Here is a 17,415-nt window from a genome sequence, read left to right on the forward strand (position 1 = left end):
TCGGTACAGGAGGACACAGATGTCCGATACCTTGGCCGCCGCCGAAAGCGGCGGGATCTCCCTCACCGGAGCCAATATCACCTACGTCGTCATCGCCGCGGTGATCGCGCTGGTGGCGCTCGCCTTCGCCGCCGCGCTGACGAAGGCGGTGCTGGCGGCCGGTAAGGGCACCACCAACATGCAGGAGATCTCCGGGGCGGTCCAGGAGGGCGCCTCGGCCTACCTGCTCCGGCAGTTCCGCACCCTGGCCATCTTCGTGGTCATCGCCGTGGTGCTGCTCTTCCTGCTGCCGGTGCACGACACCGACGGCAGCGAGACCGCTGTGAAGATCGGCCGCTCGCTCTTCTTCGTGGTCGGCGCGCTGTTCAGCGCGTTCATCGGCGGCGCCGGCATGTGGCTGGCCACCCGGGCCAACCTGCGGGTCGCCGCCGCCGCGCGGGAGCGACAGGGCGGCCGGGAGGCGGCCATGAAGATCGCCTTCCGCACCGGTGGCGTGGTCGGCTTCCTCACCGTCGGCCTCGGCCTCTTCGGCGCCGCGCTGGTCGTGCTGATCTTCCGGGGCGACGCGCCGACCGTGCTGGAGGGCTTCGGCTTCGGCGCCGCGCTGCTGGCCATGTTCATGCGGGTCGGCGGCGGCATCTTCACCAAGGCCGCCGATGTCGGCGCCGACCTGGTCGGCAAGGTCGAGCAGGGCATCCCCGAGGACGACCCGCGCAACGCCGCCACCATCGCCGACAACGTCGGCGACAACGTCGGTGACTGCGCCGGCATGGCCGCCGACCTGTTCGAGTCGTACGCGGTCACCCTGGTCGCCGCGCTGATCCTCGGCCGGGCCGCGTTCGGCAACGAGGGCCTGGTGTTCCCGCTGATCATCTCCACCATCGGCGTGCTCGTGGCGATCATCGGGGTCTTCATCACCCGGCTGCGCACCTCCGACCGCAACGGCCTGACCGCGATCAACCGGGCGTTCTACCTCTCCGCGGTGATCTCGGCGGTGCTGGTGGCGATCGCCGCGTTCGCGTACCTGCCGGCGACCTTCGACGGTCTCGAGGGCGGCCTCACCAACTCCGACGGCAGCCCGATCGACGGGAACCCGCGGCTGGTGGCCATCGGCGCGGTGGTGATCGGCATCGTGCTGGCCGCCGCGATCCAGGCGCTGACCGGCTACTTCACCGAGACCAACCGGCGCCCGGTGCAGGACATCGGCAAGAGCTCGCAGACCGGCCCGGCCACCGTCATCCTCGCCGGCATCAGCGTCGGCCTGGAGTCGGCGGTCTACTCGGCGCTGCTGATCGGCGCCGGCGTCTTCGGCGCCTTCCTGCTCGGCGGCAGCTCGATCACGCTCTCCCTGTTCGCGGTGGCGCTGGCCGGCACCGGCCTGCTCACCACGGTCGGCGTGATCGTCGCCATGGACACCTTCGGCCCGATCTCCGACAACGCGCAGGGCGTGGCCGAGATGTCCGGCGACATCGACGAGCACGGCGCGCGGACGCTGACCGAGCTGGACGCGGTCGGCAACACCACCAAGGCGATCACCAAGGGCATCGCGATCGCCACCGCGGTGCTCGCCGCGACCGCGCTGTTCGGCTCGTACACCGACACCCTGCGCACCGCGTACGCGGACGCCGGGGTCGGCGACGTGGGCGGCGAGATCCTCAACTCGCTGAACGTGGCCAACCCGCGCAACCTGGTCGGCCTGATCATCGGCGCGGCCGTGGTGTTCCTCTTCTCCGGCCTGGCCATCAACGCGGTCTCCCGCTCGGCCGGCGCCGTGGTGATGGAGGTCCGCCGGCAGTTCCGTGAGCTGCCCGGGATCATGGACCGCACCCAGCGCCCGGAGTACGGCAAGGTCGTCGACATCTGCACCCGGGACGCGCAGCGCGAGCTGATGACTCCCGGGCTGCTCGCCATCCTGGCGCCGATCGCGGTCGGCTTCGGCCTCGGCCCGGGTGCCCTGGCGTCCTACCTGGCCGGCGCGATCGGGGCCGGCACGCTGATGGCGGTCTTCCTGGCCAACTCCGGCGGCGCCTGGGACAACGCCAAGAAGCTGGTCGAGGACGGCGCGTACGGCGGCAAGGGCTCCGAGTCGCACGCCGCGACGGTCATCGGCGACACCGTCGGTGACCCGTTCAAGGACACCGCCGGCCCGGCCATCAACCCGCTGATCAAGGTGATGAACCTGGTCTCGCTGCTGATCGCCCCGGCCGTGGTGGCCTGGAGCGTGGGCGACGACCGGAACACCGGCCTGCGGGTGGCCATCGCCGTGGTGGCCGCGCTGGTCATCGTGGCGGCCGTGGTGTTCAGCAAGCGCAAGGGCGTGGCGATGTCCGACTCGGACACCGACGCCGGCGCGGGCAGCCCGGATCAGCGACCGGAGCCGGTCAACGCCTGATCCGTACCTCCCACCCGGTCCCCGGTCGGCAACCCGCCGGCCGGGGACCGGTCCGTCCGGGCCGCCGGGGCGGCGTCGGGGCACCGCGCCTGACCGGTGCCACCACTCGACAGAGGTCGTACGCTGCAACGCATGCGTACGTGCCGGGCGGCAGCCGCCGGAAAGCTCACGGTGGTCGTGGCCACGCTCGTACTCATCGTCGCCGGCTGCGGCGGCGGGCCCAGCGCGCGCGCCTGGGCGGCGTCGGTCTGCTCGGCGCTGACCCCGTGGCGGGCCGAGATCAGCAAGCTGACCAGCAGCACCGACCAGCAGATGACCGCGCAGACCACGCCGGCGCAGGCCAAGGAGAACCTGGTGCGGCTCTTCGGTGGCGCCGAGCAGGCCAGCGAGACGGCCCGGCGCAAGGTCGAGCAGGCCGGCATCCCGGAGGCCGAGCACGGTGCCGAGGTGTCCGCGGGGTTCCGCACCTCGCTGGCGAAGATGCGGGACGCCTACGGCAAGGCCCGGGACACCATCGACGGGCTGAGCACCGGCCAGGCCGGGCCCTTCTACGACGGCGTCCGCGCCGCCGTGGACACCCTGAACAAGGAGTACGACGCGAGCGCGCTGGACACCAGCCGGCTCAACTCCGAGGAGTTGAAACGCGCCTTCGCCGAGGTGCCGGAGTGTCGCTGAGCGGGACCGGTGAGCCGCCGGGCGGGCAACCGCCCCCGGCGCTGTTCCCGGTGCCCGAGCCGGCCTCGCCGCCGCGGGGTCGGCCCGGGCGGCCGGCTGCCGGTGGTGGCCGGCATCGGCCGGGCGGCCGGTCCCGCGACGCCGGGTCGACCGCGACGGCCGACCGGGGCGCGGCGACCGCCGAGGGCGACCCGGCCGATCCGGCCCCTGCCGAGGGCGGCCGGGACGACGCCCGGCGGCAACTGGTCTTCTTCGGCGCGGAGGCGGCGGACCCGTCGGTCGCCGACCTCGCCGGTCTGCTCGCCGGGCCCGGCGAGGTGGCCGTGATGGGGGGCACCGCCCGACTCTCGGTGGTGGTGGACGCCGCCTGGCGGGTGCACGTCCTGGTCGCCGAGTTGGCGCTGCGCGGCCTCGCCGCCAGCTGGGAGGCGACCGGGGACGAGCGGCACGCGGTGCGCACCTCGTACACCCGGACCTTGAAGCCGCTCGCGGCGGCCTGGCTGCGCGGCACGGTGAAGCGGCCGCCCGCCGGTTTCCACCTCACCGGCCGGCGGCTGCGGCTCTGGCTGTCCGCGGCGGGGGTGGCGGAGCCGGCCGGGTTCCTGCTCCGGCTCGGCCCGGCCGACGCCGAGTGCCGGGCGGCGGTCGGCGCGGCGCTGGCCGCGGCCGGGCTGGCCGGGGCGCCGGTGGATGCGGAGGCGGACGGGCCGGCGTACCGGATCACCGGCCGCCGCCGGCTGGCCCGGCTGGCCGAGCTGGTCGGCGACCGGCCGCCCGCCGCGCCCGTCACCGCCTGGCCGGCCCGGCCCTGACCGCTCGGCTCGCCGCCCGGCCCCGCGGCCCGGACCGCCCGGGTGACGCGGCCTGGCGGCCCTGACCGCCGGCGTCACCGCCCGGGCCGGTTCGCCGCCCGGTCCGGCGACCCGGACCTCCGCCGCCATCGCCTTCGCCCGCACCGCTGTCGATTCGCGTCGCGCCGCCCTGACCTGCGCCGGGACCGCCCGGCGCCGGCGTCGCCGGGACGCGCCGGGTGGCGGCGGGCTGTCCGGTCGGCGACAGTGGGGGTGGTTTGGCATGGAAAACGGCCGGGTGGCGCCTCGGCCGAGGGTCCGCCATCGTCACAGTGTCCCGCTTCCGGGCCTACCCACGGTGTACGGTGGCGCCGTCCGGCAACCCCGGCCGCGTTTCGGCGGCGGCGACCGCCCCGCCGGGTGGTTTGCCGCCCGCGAAACCCGAAACGCGGACGGCGCGTTACGTTGGACATCCGGACCGCCGGGCATCGGCGGGTCGAAGCCGGCCCGAACGGGACGCGGGCGGCAGTGAGCAGGAGTGAGGTCGGAGAGAAACGTGCCGAGCAACGCTGGAACCACCCGTCTGGTCATCGTCGAGTCACCGGCGAAGGCCAAGACGATCTCGGGCTACCTCGGCCCGGGGTACGTCGTGGAGGCCAGCTTCGGCCACGTCCGGGACCTCCCGCGCAACGCCGCTGACGTGCCGGCCAAGTACAAGGGCGAGCCGTGGGCCCGGCTCGGGGTGGACGTCGACAACGGTTTCCACGCCCTCTACGTGGTCTCCGCCGACCGCAAGCAGCAGATCAGCAAGCTGGTGAAGCTGGCCAAGGAGGTCGACGAGATCTTCCTGGCGACGGACGAGGACCGCGAGGGCGAGGCCATCGCCTGGCACCTGGTGGAGACGCTCAAGCCCAAGGTGCCGGTCAAGCGGATGGTCTTCCACGAGATCACCAAGCCGGCCATCCAGGCGGCGGTGGCCAACCCGCGCGAGATCGACCGCGACCTGGTCGACGCCCAGGAGGCCCGGCGCATCCTCGACCGCCTCTACGGCTACGAGGTCTCCCCGGTGCTGTGGAAGAAGGTCATGCCGAAGCTCTCGGCGGGCCGGGTGCAGTCGGTGGCGACCCGGATCGTGGTCGAGCGGGAGCGGCAGCGGATGGCCTTCCGCACCGCCGAGTACTGGGACATCCTGGCCACCCTGGCGGTCGGGAACGCCGGCGAGGGCCCGCGCAGCTTCAACGCCACCCTGGTCGCGCTGAACGGTGACCGGATCGCCACCGGCAAGGACTTCGAGCCCACCACGGGCCGGGTGAAGCCGGGCGCCGGGGTGGTCCACCTCGACGAAGGAGGTGCCCGGGGTCTCGCGGCCCGTCTGGAAGGGCGGCCGTTCACCGTCACCCGGGTCGAGGAGAAGCCCTACCGCCGCCGCCCGTACGCGCCGTTCATCACCTCGACGCTCCAGCAGGAGGCGGCCCGCAAGCTGCGGTTCTCGTCGCAGCAGACGATGCGCACCGCGCAGCGGCTCTACGAGAACGGCTACATCACCTACATGCGTACCGACTCGGTGAACCTGTCGGAGACCGCCATCGCGGCGGCCCGCCGGCAGATCGTCGAGCTGTATGGCGAGCGGAGCGTGCCGCCGGAGCCGCGCCGCTACACCGGCAAGGTGAAGAACGCGCAGGAGGCGCACGAGGCGATCCGCCCGGCGGGGGACAACTTCCGTACCCCGGGCGAGGTGGCCAAGGAACTCTCCGCCGAGGAGTTCAAGCTCTACGAGCTGATCTGGCGGCGCACCATCGCCTCGCAGATGACCGACGCGGTCGGCTCCAGCGTCTCGGTGCGCATCCGTGCCGTCTCCTCCGCGCAGGAGGAGGCCGACTTCGGCGCCACCGGCAAGACCATCACCGACCCGGGCTTCCTGCGGGCGTACGTCGAGTCCAGCGACGACGAGAACGCCGAGGCCGAGGACGCCGAGCGACGGCTGCCCACCCTGGTCAAGGACCAGCCGCTGACCGCCGAGGAGCTGGCCGCGCAGGGCCACCACACCCAGCCGCCGTCGCGCTACACCGAGGCGTCGCTGGTCAAGGCCCTCGAAGAGCTGGGCATCGGCCGCCCCTCCACGTACGCGTCGATCATGCAGACCATCCAGGACCGCGGCTACGTCTTCAAGCGCGGCCAGGCGATGATCCCGTCCTTCCTGGCGTTCGCGGTGATCGGGCTGCTGGAGCGGCACTACCCGCGGCTGGTCGACTACGACTTCACCGCCAGCATGGAGAACGAGCTGGACGAGATCGCCGGCGGGGACCACGCGGCGGTCGACTTCCTGACCGCTTTCTACTTCGGCAGCGCCAACGGCGCCGGCGACCAGGACATCGCCCGCTCCGGCGGGCTGAAGAAGCTGGTCACCGAGAACCTCAGCGAGATCGACGCGCGCAGCGTCAACTCGATCCCGCTCTTCACCGACGACGAGGGCCGCGAGGTCGTCGTCCGGGTGGGCCGCTACGGGCCGTACCTGCAGCGGGCGGTGCCGGGCGAGGCGCCGGCGCCGGCCGCCGAGGGCGAGGAGGGCGGCGCCCAGGGCGACCGGGCCCCGATCCCGGAGGGCCTGGCGCCGGACGAGCTGACCCCGGAGAAGGTGCACGAGCTGTTCCTCGGTGGCGGGGGCGAGCGCAAGCTCGGCGACGACCCGGCCACCGGCGAGCCGATCCTGCTCAAGTCCGGCCGGTTCGGCCCGTACGTGGCCAGCGGCGAGCGGAAGTCCTCCCTGCTGCGCTCGCAGTCGCCGGACTCGCTCACCTTCGACGAGGCGCTGAAGCTGCTCAGCCTGCCCCGGCTGGTCGGGGTGGACCCGGAGGGCAACGAGGTCTTCGCCAACAACGGCCGCTACGGCCCGTACGTCAAGCGCGGCGAGGAGTTCCGCTCGCTGGACTCCGAAGAGAAGATGTTCACCGTCACGCTGGACGAGGCGCTGGCCCTGCTGGCCGCCCCGAAGACCCGCCAGCGTCGGGCCGCCGCGCCGCCGCTGCGGGAGATGGGCGTCGACCCGCTCACCGAGAAGCCGCTGGTGATCAAGGACGGCCGGTTCGGCCCGTACGTCACCGACGGGGAGACCAACGCGTCGCTGCGTCGCGGCCAGACTCCGGAGGCGCTGAGCCTCGAGGAGGCCTCCGAGATGCTCGCCGAGAAGCGCGCCAAGGGCCCGGCCCCGCGGAAGAAGGCGGCGGCGAAGAAGGCCCCCGCCAAGAAGGCCACGGCGACCAAGAAGACGGCCGCCGCCACCAAGTCCACGGCGAAGAAGACCACCACCGCCAAAACCACCACCCCCAAGAAGGCCGCCCCCAAGAAGGCCACCACCCCCACCGAGTAACGCCTCCCTCAGGGATCTTGGAAGGAAACGGCCCTTGGAGGGGCCAGAGCCTTCCAAGATCTCGACGTTGTCCACAGGGGCGGACGGGGAGTGGTCGCTTCGCGGAGACTCGGTGGGGTGGGGGCACGGCGAAGAGTGACGCTGGGGGCGTTGAATCGGCGTCTGCCGGCCGATGACGCCGACGAGTTGACCTGGCTGCTCTTCCGGCAGGACGACGTGATCAGCCTCAGCCAGGCGCTGCGGCACCTGTCCCGCAAGGCGATCCGGCACCGGGTGGCGACCGGCCGCTGGCGTCAGGTCCACCGGGCGGTGTTCGTCACGCACAACGGCCCCGTGAACGCCGACCAGTTCCGGTGGGCGGCGGTGCTCGCCGCCGGGCCGTCGGCCGTGCTGGCTGGACTGACCGCTGCCCAGGCCGGCGGGCTGCGCGGCTTCCCGCACCGGATCGTTCACGTGTTGCTGCCGGCGACGTGCCGGAGGGGCCCGCTACCGCCGGGTGTCGCGGCACACCGCACGACCCGCCTGCCGTCGGAGGACGTGCACGCCGCCGGGCAGCCGCGCCGGACGATGCCGGCCCGTTCGATCGCGGACGCCGCCCAGTGGGCGGCCACCGACGACGAGGCCCGGTCGATCGTCGCCGCCGCGTTCCAGCAGCGCCTCGTCGGCGGTGACGAGCTGCATCTGGTGGTCGAGCGGCTGCCCCGCCTCCGGCGCCGACGGCTGATTCTCGACACCGCCACCGACGCAGCCGGTGGTGCCCATTCGCTGAGCGAACTCGATTTCCTGCGTCTCATCCGCCGCGCCGGGCTGCCCGAGCCGACGCGCCAGCAGGTCCGACGGGACTCCGCTGGCCGACGCCGTTACCTCGACGCCTACTTCGAGGAGTGGCGGGTGCACGTCGAGATCGACGGCGGCCAGCATCTGGACCCGGCCCACGCGTGGGCGGACATGCGTCGGCAGAACACTGTCTGGACCGAGGGTGACCGAATGCTCCGGTTCCCCGCCTGGGCCATCCGCGCCCGCCCACACGACGTCATCGATCAGCTCCGCTCCGCCCTACGCGCCGCAGGCTGGCCCGGTTGACGGTCCGCTGACCAGAGATCTTGGAAGGAAGCGGCCCCTCAAGGGGCCATTCCCCGCCAAGATCTCGGATGGGCTCAGCCGAGGATGTGGGTGAGGTGGGGGTTGGTGAAGAGGCGGTCGGGGTCCAGGCGGGTGCGGAGGGACTGGAAGTCGGCCCAGCGGGGGTAGGCGGGCGCGAGTGACCCCGCGTCCCGGTAGTGCAGCTTGCCCCAGTGCGGGCGTCCGCCCAGGCCGGCGGCGACCTGCTCGAACGCGCGGAAGTACGGCTCGTAGGGCATGCCCACGTACTGGTGCACGGCCAGGTACGCCGAGTCGCGGCCGTAGCCGTGCGACAGCCAGATGTCGTCGGCGGCGGTGAACCGGATCTCGACCGGGAAGAGCACCTTGAACGGCAGCCCGTCCACGATCCGGCGCAGTCCGTCCAGCGCCTCGGGCAGCGCGGCGCGCGGCACCGCGTACTCCATCTCCACGAAGCGGACCCGGCGCGGGGTGCAGAAGACCCGGTCGGAGCGGCCGGTGTAGCGGCGCTCGGTGAGCGCCCGGGCGGAGACCGCGCTGATTCCCGGGGCGAGCGCCGGCACGGCGCGGCCCAGCCGGCAGGCCCCGGCGAAGACGGTGTTGGCCAGGAAGTCGTCGTCCAGCCAGCCGCGCAGCCGGGACAGCGGGCGGTCGTCGGCGGGCACCCGGTCGTTCGTCTTGAGCTGCACCCGCGCGGTGTACGGGAACCAGTAGAACTCCACGTGGTCGTGCGCCTCGATCAGCTCGGGCAGCTCGCCGAGCACCGCGTCCAGCGGGGCCGGCCGTTCGTGCGCGTGCAGCACGAAGGCGTCCACGCAGCGCAGGGTGACCTCGACCAGCACGCCGAGCGCGCCGAGCGAGACCCGGGCGGCGGCGAACACGTCCGGGTGCTCGTCGGCCGAGCAGCGCAGCACCTCGCCGGTGCCGGTGACCAGGGTGAGCGCCTCGACGAAGGTGGAGAGGCAGCCGTAGCCGGACCCGGTGCCGTGGGTGCCGGTGGAGATCGCGCCGGCGATCGTCTGCGCGTCGATGTCGCCGAGGTTGGGCAGCGCCAGCCCGTGCGCGGCGAGCAGCCCGTTGAGCGTGCGCAGCGTCATCCCGGCCGGTACGGTGACCAGCCGACGCTCGGCGTCCACCCGGACGCCGGTGTCGAGCGCGTCCAACTCCATCCGGTGACCGTCGGTGACCGCGACGGCGGTGAAGGAGTGGCCGCTGCCGACCGCCCGGATCCGCTGGCCGCTCGCCGCGGCGGTCCGGACGGCCTCGGCGACGTCCGCCACCGAGGTGGGGCGCAGGATGGTGGTGGCGGTGCTGCGCTGGTTGCCGGCCCAGTTGGTCCAGGCGGTGGTGAGCGGTGCGGTGGCGGCCATTCGCGCTCCTCGACATGAATATGAACTGACTTCATATCAGGAACGTTGTACCTGGTAAATACCGCAACCGAGGTCCGCTCGTTGTACCGGTAGTCACGAAGATGTGACGTGCAGATATGTTCATCCGTCGAAGGGGGGTGGCGCCGAGTGTCCACACCAGCCGCCACGACCGGGCCGCTGCGCCGCGTACCGGTGCAGGGTCGAAGTGTCGCGCGGGTCCAGCGGATGCTGGACGCCTGCGCCGAGCTCGTCGACGAGGTGGGGTACGAGGGGCTGACCACGACCTTGCTCGCCGAGCGTGCCGAGGTGGCGATCGGGTCGGTCTACCAGTTCTTTCCGGACAAGCGGGCGATCGTGCAGGCGCTGACCCTGCGCACGATGGAGTCCTACCTCCAGCGGCTCGACGAGCGGTTCGCCTCCGACGACCTGACCCACTGGTGGGACGGCGTCGACGCGGGCATCGACGAGTACATCACGATGCACCGCACGGTTCCCGGGTTCCGTACCCTGCACTTCGGCGACGTGGTCGACCTGCACCTGCTCGATGAGCAGCGGGACAACAACGGGGTGATCGCGGACCAGTTGGCCCGCGTACTCACCGAACGGTTCGGGCTCACCAACGTGCCCGAGCTGCGCTTCCACCTGGAGATCGCGGTGGAGGTGGCCGACGCGCTGATCAAGCTGGCGTTCCGCCGCAAGCCGGACGGCGACGAGCGGGTGCTGGCCGAGGCGAAGGCGCTCATCCGGGAGTACCTGCACCAGCAGGTCGAGAGCCCGGTGGACGCCGCGCGGTCCAGCTGATCCACGCCGCCGGCGTCGGTGCGGCGCGGCGGACCGCCCGGGTGCGACCGGGCGAGGGTGCGACAGGACGATCGGCCCGGGGTGCGACCGGGGCACGGTGCGACAGGACGATCGGCCCGGGGTGCGCCGGGCGAGGTGCGACAGCGGAACGCCCGGGGTGCGACCGGGTGACGGTGCGGAACGACCCCGGGTGCGCGGGGAGTCGGCGCGAGCCGGCCCCGCGGCGTGCGGGGCCGGTGGCTCAGAGGAAGGCGTGGCCCTCGCCCCGGTAGGTGGGCACGGTCGCCACGACCTCGTCCCCCTCCACCAGGTGCAGCTCGTTGACGTGCTCGCAGAGCTCGCCCGCCTTGGCGTGCCGGAACCACACCCGGTCGCCCACCCGCAGGGTGGCGGCCGCGGTGCCGGCCAGCGGGGTCTGCACCTCGCCGGTGCCCTCGGTGCCGATCAGCTTCAGCCCGGCCGGCAGCCACGGCCGGGGCAGGCGGCTGGGCGCGGCCGGGCCGGAGGCGATCCAGCCGCCGCCGAGCACGGTGGCCAGCCCCGGCGCCGGCCGGCGGACCACCGCGCAGGCGAAGAACGCCGCCGGGGTGGGCTGCCACGCCCGGTACGCGTCGAACAGCGTCGGCCCGTACAGGCCGGATCCCGCGGTGACCTCGGTGACCGCGGGATCGGCGCTGGTCGCCGCCACGCTGCCGGTGCCGCCGCCGTTGACGAACTCCAGCTCGGCGTGTTCGCGGACCGCGGCCACCGCCGCCCCCCGGCGGGCCAGCAGCTCACGGTACGAGCCGCGCTGGGTCAGCCGGATCGCGGCGCCGAGCAGCGCCTGCCCGGGCGGCGCGTCGCCCAGGCCGGCGATCTGCGCCTCGTACGCCATCAGGCCGACCAGCCGGAAGCCGGCGCGGCCGGCGACGGTGGCGGCGAGCGCGCCGGCCGCCCGGGCGCTGTGCACCGGCGAGCGGCGGACCCCGACGTGCACCCCGCGCATCGGCCGCCACGAGGCGTCCAGGTCGAGACAGACCCGCAGCTCGGGGCGGCCGGCCGGGGCCCGCACGGCGTCGACCAGGTCGAGCTGCTCGGTGCCGTCCACCATCAGGGTGATCGCGGCGGCGAGGGCCGGGTCACCGGCCAGCTCGGCGAGCGCGCCCCGGTCGGCGGTCGGGTACGCGACCAGCACGTCGTCGCTCACCCCCTGGCGGACCAGCCAGATCGCCTCGGGCAGGGTGAACGCCATCACGCCCCGCCAGCCCGGCCGGCCGAGCGCCCGGCTGAGCAGGTCACGGCTGCGGACCGACTTGCTGGCGACCCGGAGCGGCTTGCCGGCCGCGCGGTCGGCGAGCGCCGTCGCGTTCGCGTCGAAGGCGGTCAGGTCGACGACCGCGTACGGGGGGTCGAGGTGGGCGGTCGCCCGATCGAGGCGCTCGCGCAGTTTGTCGCTTTCGGTGGCCACGTGTGCACGCTAACTGTCCGGCGGTCAATGCGAAACACCCTCGCGTACGCCGGGTGTGCGCCGTGGTGCCGGCGGCCTAGGCTCGGCGAGCAGGAGAATGTCATCGGTGGGACGGGGTCCCACCGGGTCTAGAGTGTTGCACCGGGGATGCCCAGCGATGGGCCGGCACGTGGAGGTACGGCCATCGAAAGCCAGTTCAACGGCGAGTCGCCCGGCGTGTCGCCGTCCTCGAACAAGTCCGGCGCCGCCGCCGAGAAGTCCGGCAACGACCTGTCCGGCTACGCGGGCATCCGCTCGGTGCTGCGGATCACCCCGTTCCGCCGGCTCTGGATCGTGCTCGGCGCGGCCTCCTTCGGTGACTGGTTCGGCCTGCTCGCCACGTCGGTCTTCGCCGCCGCCCAGGTCGAGGGGAGCACCGCCAAGGGCGCCGCCTTCGGTGGCGTCATCGCCGTCCGGCTGCTGCCGGCGCTGGTGCTCGGCCCGATCGCCGGCGTGCTCGCGGACCGCTTCGACCGCCGCTGGACGATGGTCATCTGCGACGTGCTGCGGTTCCTGCTCTTCGCCTCGATTCCGCTGGCCGCGCTGCTCGGCGCCCCCGGCGGGGTGGTGGTCGGTTGGGCGGCGATCGCCACCTTCCTGATCGAGTCGCTCACCCTGCTGTGGATCCCGGCCAAGGAGGCCGCGGTCCCCAACCTCATCCCGCGGGCCCGGCTGGAGGCCGCCAACCAGCTCACGCTGATCACCACGTACGGCCTCACGCCGGTCCTCGCCGCGCTGATCCTGGCGGCGCTCGACGGCATCGTGCGGGCGGCCACCGGCGGCTCGACGCCGGACTGGGCCGAGCCGGCCCAGCTCGCGCTCTGGTTCAACGCGTTCTCCCGGCTGGCCACCGCGCTGGTGGTGGCGTACGGCATCAAGGAGATCAGCCACGGGCAGGCCGACGAGCGGGAGCGCACCGAGCAGAGCATGCTGCGCCAGTTCAAGGAGGGCTGGCGCTACATCGGCCAGACCCCGCTGGTCCGCGGCCTGGTGCTCGGCATCTTCGGCGCCTTCGCCGGCGGCGGCATCGTGATCGGTACCGCCAAGTTCTTCGCCACCTCGCTGGGCGCCGGCGACGCCGCCTTCTACCTGCTCTTCGGCGCCATCTTCATCGGCCTGGCCCTCGGCATCGGGCTCGGCCCGATGATCGTCAAGGAGATGTCCCGGCGGCGCTGGTTCGGCATGAGCATCGTGCTGGCCAGCGCGTCGGTGATGGCGCTGGCGTTCGCCATCCACCTGTCGATGGCGATGGTCGGCGCGATCCTGGTCGGCGCGGGCGCCGGGATGGCCTTCCTCTCCGGCACCACGCTGCTCGGCGGCGAGATCGCCGACGAGGTACGCGGCCGGGTCTTCGCGGTGGTGCAGATCGGCACCCGGCTGGTGCTGATCCTGGCCATCGGCCTGAGCAGCCTGCTCGCCGGCGTCGGCGGCTCCCGCAAGCTGGAGATCGCCGACCTGGGCGTCTCCATCTCGTCCACCCGGTTGCTGCTGCTGGCCGCGGGCGCGGCCGGCATCTTCGCCGGGATCAGCGCGTTCGGCCAGATGGACGACAAGAAGGGCGTACCGGTCCTGGCCGACCTCTGGGGCTCGATCCGCGGCCGCCCGCTGATGCCGGCCGAGCCGTTCGTCTCCGCCGGGCTCTTCGTGGTCTTCGAGGGCGGCGAGGGCGCCGGCAAGTCCACCCAGCTCGCCACGCTCGCCGAGCGGCTGCGCGGGCAGGGACGCGACGTGGTGGTCACCCGGGAGCCCGGCGCCACCACGGTCGGCGAGCGGATCCGCTCGCTGCTGCTCGGCGCGCCCGGCTCGGACGTGCCGTCGCCGCGCGCCGAGGCGCTGCTCTACGCCGCCGACCGGGCGCACCACGTGGCCACCGTGGTCCGGCCGGCGCTGACCCGGGGCGCGGTGGTGATCAGCGACCGGTACGTCGACTCGTCCCTGGCGTACCAGGGAGCGGGGCGGACGCTGCCGGTCGACGAGGTCTCCTGGCTCTCCTCCTGGGCCACCGGCGGGCTCAAGCCCGACCTGGTGGTGCTGCTCGACGTCGACCCGCGCACCGGCCTGTCCCGGGTGGCGGCGCGCAACGAGGAGGCCGACCACGTGGAGGCCGAGTCGGTCGCCTTCCACGAGCGGGTCCGGTACGCCTTCCTCGACCTCGCCGCCGCCGACCCGAAGCGCTACCTGGTGCTGGACGCGTCCCGCCCGGTCGAGGAGATCGCCGAGCGGGTGGCCCGCCGCATCGAGGAGCTGCTCGGCACCCCCGGCGGCATCGTCCACCCGCGCCCGGCGCAGGGGCCGGACACCTCGGTGCAGCCCGAGTTATCCGAAACGGAGCTGGTGACGATGGAGCATCGGACCTGATGCCGGACGTCTTCGCCGATCTGGTCGGGCAGGACGAGGCGGTGGAGACGCTGCGCCGGGCCGCCGCCGCGGCGGCCGCCGTGCTGCGCGCCCCCGCCGCCGGGCCGGTGCCCGACTCCGCCGACGACGACCTGGCCGCCCTCGCCGAGGAGGCCGACGCCGCGGCCACCCCGGCCGGCGGCGCGGCGGGCGATCCCGGGGCGGGGATGACGCACGCCTGGATCTTCACCGGGCCGCCGGGATCGGGCCGGTCGGTGGCCGCCCGCGCCTTCGCCGCCGCCCTCCAGTGCGCGTACGGCACCGGCTGCGGCGAGTGCCCCGGCTGCCACACCACCATGGCCGGCACCCACGCCGACGTACGGCTGGTGGTGCCGGAGGGGCTCTCCATCGGCGTCGGCGAGATGCGTGCCCTGGTGCTGCGGGCGGCCAGTACGCCGTCCGGCGGGCGCTGGCAGGTGGTGATCATCGAGGACGCCGACCGGCTCACCGAGGCGGCCGGCAACGCCCTGCTCAAGGCGGTCGAGGAACCGCCGCCCCGGACGGTCTTCCTGCTCTGCGCCCCGTCCACCCACCCGGACGACGTATCGGTGACGATCAGGTCGCGCTGCCGGGTCGTACCGCTGCGGCAGCCGCCGGCCGAGGCGGTGGCCGAGGTGCTGGTGCGCCGGGACGGCATCGCGCCCGACGTGGCGGCCTGGGCGGCGGCGGCCGCCCAGGGGCACGTGGGGCGGGCCCGGCGGCTGGCCCGCGACCCGGAGGCCCGCAGCCGGCGGGAGGCGGTGCTGGCGGTGCCGCGCCGGCTCACCGGGGTGGGCGCCGCCTTCGACGCGGCGTCCGCGCTGATCGAGGCGGCCGAGGCGGAGGCCGAGGCGTCGGTGGCCGAGGCCGACGCGGCCGAACGGGCGGCCCTGGAGACCGCGCTCGGCGCGGGCGGCACCGGGCGGGGCGCGGCGGGTGCCCTGCGGGGTGCCGCCGGGCAGCTCAAGGACCTGGAGAAGCGGCAGAAGTCGCGGGCCACCCGGGCCCAGCGGGACGCGCTGGACCGGGCGCTGGTCGACCTGGCCGGCTTCTACCGGGACGCGCTCACCAAGGCGCTCGACGCCCCGGTCGCGCCGGTGCACAGCGACACCGCCGCCATGGCGGAGGCCGGCGCCCGCAGGTGGGACGCCGAGGGCGCGCTGCGCCGGCTGGAGGCGGTGCTGGCCTGCCGGGCGGCGATCGAGGCGAACGTGAAGCCCCGGATCGCCGTCGAGGCGATGATGCTCGCCCTCTGGAAGGGCTGAGTCCCGGAAGGCTCCCCCCGGTGGTCCCGCGCGCCGGACCGGTCGTCCACAGGCATCGACAGGCGCAATTGCTGTGCGGTACGGTCCGGTGTGCCGTGACGGTGGCGGCACGCAGAGTGATGACTGTTCCGGGAGGAGTCCGCCGATGCCACGGGGGGAGATCGACGAGGCCTGGATCGAGGAGGCGGTGCGGCGCTACCGCCGGATCGAGTCCCTGCAGGCCGAGTTCGACCAGGCGGTGTCGACGGTCGAGGTCACCGTCCGGTCGCCGGACGGGCTGGTCGAGGTGGTGGTGACCGCCGGTGGGCGGATCACCGACGTGCGCTTCCTCGGTCCGCTGCACGCCCGCCACCCCCGCGACGTCGCCGGCTCCGTGCAGGCAGCGGTCACCGCCGCCGCGGACGCCGCCCAGTGGGCCCGGGAGAAGCTGCACAACGAGACGTTCACCGCCTACCGGCCGCTGGCGGGTGCCTGAGATGGAGACCCTGCGCGCCCTCGCCACCCGCCTCGACGAGGCCGGCGCCACCCTGGCCGCTCTCTCCCGCACGGTCACCGCCGGCGACCCGCCGCAGGCCGCGTTCGGCGCCGACGCGGCCGGCCGCCCCGGCGAGATCGGCCGGGCGCTGCACCGGCAGTGGGTGGCCGCCACCACCGACCGCGCCCGCGAGGCGCACGCCGCGGCCACCCGGCTGGCCGAGGCCGCGACCGCCGTGCGGGGCGCCGCCGACGGCTACACCGCCGCCGACGACGCGGCCCGCCGCCGGCTGGCCGGGGAGGCGTGATGGACGCCCTCGACCGGCTCGCCGAGCCCGGCCTCGACCTGCTGCGCCGGGTCGACACGCTGCTCGCCACCGGTGCGCCCGAGGGGCACCCGGTCTGGCCGCTGCTGCGCCGGATGCAGGTGCTCCCCGGGGAGGCGGTCCGCGGCTTCCTCGACCTGCGTCCCGCGCCGCTGGCCACCGCCGGCCACGCGGTGCGCCGGCACGTCCGGGCGTACGACGAGGTGGGCGCCGCGCTGACCGATCCGCTCCTCTGGTCCGGGCCGGCCGCCAGCCGGTACGGGCAGGCCCGCACGGCCCTGCTGCGTCACCTCGACGAGGGGCCGGAGAGCCTGGTCGGGCGGCTGGAGTCGACGGCCGGCTACGCCGACGCCCTGGCCGACTGGGTGGAGGGCAGCCGGCTCACGCTGGCCCGGGCCCTGGCCGACGTGCTCCGCTCGGCCGAGGCGGTGACAGTGGTCGCCGCGACCGGGATCCCGGGTGCGGTGACCCGGCCCCGGCCGGCCGGCCCCGGCGGGGCGGCGGCGGCCGAGATCGCCACCCGGGTGCTCGCCGTGCTCTGCGTCGCGTACGACGGCGCCGAGACGTTGCTGCGCCAGTGGGGGCCGAGTCTGGCCGAATCCCGCTGGCGGGCGCCGGTGGCCGAACGGACCCGCTACGACAGCCCCACCCGGGTCGGCTGGTGACCATCCGCTGATCCGGGCCGGGGTGCCGGCTCTGATCCGGGCCGGGGTGCCGGCTCGGGGCGCCGTCGGCGGTGCACGGCGCACGGCGTCGCGCTCGGGGCCCCGTTCGATCGGGCTCCGGCGCCGACGCCGTGGCCTTTCCCTGCACCCCCCGCAGGTCTGTCTTCACTCAACGCCTCCCGGGGGCGTTTGTCCCCCACCCGCGGCAGGAATCAGCCGTCCGGGCGAGGATCAACGGCACGACGAGACGGGCGGGGCATCGGTCAAGTCGACGGACATGGATGGCTGCACGGCGTAGTCGGCCGGCGACGGCTGTGGCGGGCCGG

13 protein-coding genes are annotated in these 17,415 nt (G+C 74.1%); 11 read left to right on the plus strand and 2 right to left on the minus strand.

Annotated elements, in window-relative coordinates:
• Positions 1 to 19 precede the first annotated feature (19 nt).
• The 5 genes from SM577_RS10310 (at position 20) to SM577_RS10330 (ending at position 8,308) form a co-directional block, all read left to right on the plus strand.
• Positions 20 to 2,392, plus strand: a complete 2,373-nt coding sequence (locus SM577_RS10310) for a sodium-translocating pyrophosphatase (RefSeq protein WP_474586771.1) — start codon at positions 20 to 22, stop codon at positions 2,390 to 2,392.
• Between the two features lie 132 nt (positions 2,393 to 2,524).
• Positions 2,525 to 3,067 (plus strand): hypothetical protein, encoded by a 543-nt coding sequence (locus tag SM577_RS10315; RefSeq protein WP_302918587.1) that lies wholly within the window; start codon positions 2,525 to 2,527, stop codon positions 3,065 to 3,067.
• The gene (locus SM577_RS10320) at positions 3,058 to 3,879 is read left to right on the plus strand and encodes a hypothetical protein (RefSeq protein WP_474586772.1); all 822 of its coding nucleotides are present in this window, start codon (positions 3,058 to 3,060) and stop codon (positions 3,877 to 3,879) included. Before SM577_RS10315 ends, SM577_RS10320 begins: the two co-directional genes overlap by 10 nt.
• Positions 3,880 to 4,414: 535 nt before the next feature.
• Positions 4,415 to 7,225, plus strand: coding sequence for a type I DNA topoisomerase (gene topA, locus SM577_RS10325; protein ID WP_302918749.1), 2,811 nt, complete (start codon positions 4,415 to 4,417; stop codon positions 7,223 to 7,225).
• 150 nt (positions 7,226 to 7,375) lie between these two features.
• Complete coding sequence (locus SM577_RS10330; RefSeq protein WP_474586773.1) at positions 7,376 to 8,308, plus strand: DUF559 domain-containing protein; 933 nt, start codon at positions 7,376 to 7,378, stop codon at positions 8,306 to 8,308.
• A 74-nt stretch (positions 8,309 to 8,382) separates the two neighbouring features.
• Here the strand turns inward: SM577_RS10330 and SM577_RS10335 are convergent, their stop codons facing one another.
• Positions 8,383 to 9,696, minus strand: coding sequence for a D-arabinono-1,4-lactone oxidase (locus tag SM577_RS10335; RefSeq protein WP_302918584.1), 1,314 nt, complete (start codon positions 9,694 to 9,696; stop codon positions 8,383 to 8,385).
• A gap of 225 nt (positions 9,697 to 9,921) precedes the next feature.
• Between SM577_RS10335 and SM577_RS10340 the strand changes: the two genes are divergently transcribed.
• Complete coding sequence (locus SM577_RS10340; protein WP_302918748.1) at positions 9,922 to 10,497, plus strand: TetR/AcrR family transcriptional regulator; 576 nt, start codon at positions 9,922 to 9,924, stop codon at positions 10,495 to 10,497.
• Between the two features lie 241 nt (positions 10,498 to 10,738).
• Here SM577_RS10340 and SM577_RS10345 read toward each other — a convergent pair whose 3' ends face one another.
• Positions 10,739 to 11,944 (minus strand): amino acid deaminase/aldolase, encoded by a 1,206-nt coding sequence (locus SM577_RS10345; protein WP_474586774.1) that lies wholly within the window; start codon positions 11,942 to 11,944, stop codon positions 10,739 to 10,741.
• A gap of 147 nt (positions 11,945 to 12,091) precedes the next feature.
• Between SM577_RS10345 and tmk the strand changes: the two genes are divergently transcribed.
• The 5 genes from tmk to SM577_RS10370 all read left to right on the plus strand — a co-directional run bounded on the left by tmk (position 12,092) and on the right by SM577_RS10370 (position 17,089).
• A complete protein-coding gene (gene tmk, locus SM577_RS10350; protein ID WP_302918582.1) occupies positions 12,092 to 14,341 on the plus strand; it encodes a dTMP kinase in 2,250 nt (749 codons plus the stop codon).
• Positions 14,341 to 15,624 (plus strand): DNA polymerase III subunit delta', encoded by a 1,284-nt coding sequence (locus tag SM577_RS10355; protein WP_474586775.1) that lies wholly within the window; start codon positions 14,341 to 14,343, stop codon positions 15,622 to 15,624. The genes tmk and SM577_RS10355 overlap by 1 nt, the downstream gene beginning before the upstream one ends.
• A 145-nt stretch (positions 15,625 to 15,769) precedes the next feature.
• The gene (locus tag SM577_RS10360) at positions 15,770 to 16,099 is read left to right on the plus strand and encodes a YbaB/EbfC family nucleoid-associated protein (RefSeq protein WP_302918580.1); all 330 of its coding nucleotides are present in this window, start codon (positions 15,770 to 15,772) and stop codon (positions 16,097 to 16,099) included.
• Between the two features lies 1 nt (position 16,100).
• Positions 16,101 to 16,406, plus strand: coding sequence for a hypothetical protein (locus tag SM577_RS10365; protein WP_302918579.1), 306 nt, complete (start codon positions 16,101 to 16,103; stop codon positions 16,404 to 16,406).
• Positions 16,406 to 17,089 carry a hypothetical protein gene (locus tag SM577_RS10370; protein WP_474586776.1) on the plus strand — a complete coding sequence of 228 codons (684 nt, stop codon included), beginning with the start codon at positions 16,406 to 16,408 and terminating at the stop codon, positions 17,087 to 17,089. The genes SM577_RS10365 and SM577_RS10370 overlap by 1 nt, the downstream gene beginning before the upstream one ends.
• Positions 17,090 to 17,415 lie beyond the last annotated feature (326 nt).

It is taken from the genome of Micromonospora desertarenae (assembly GCF_056150265.1).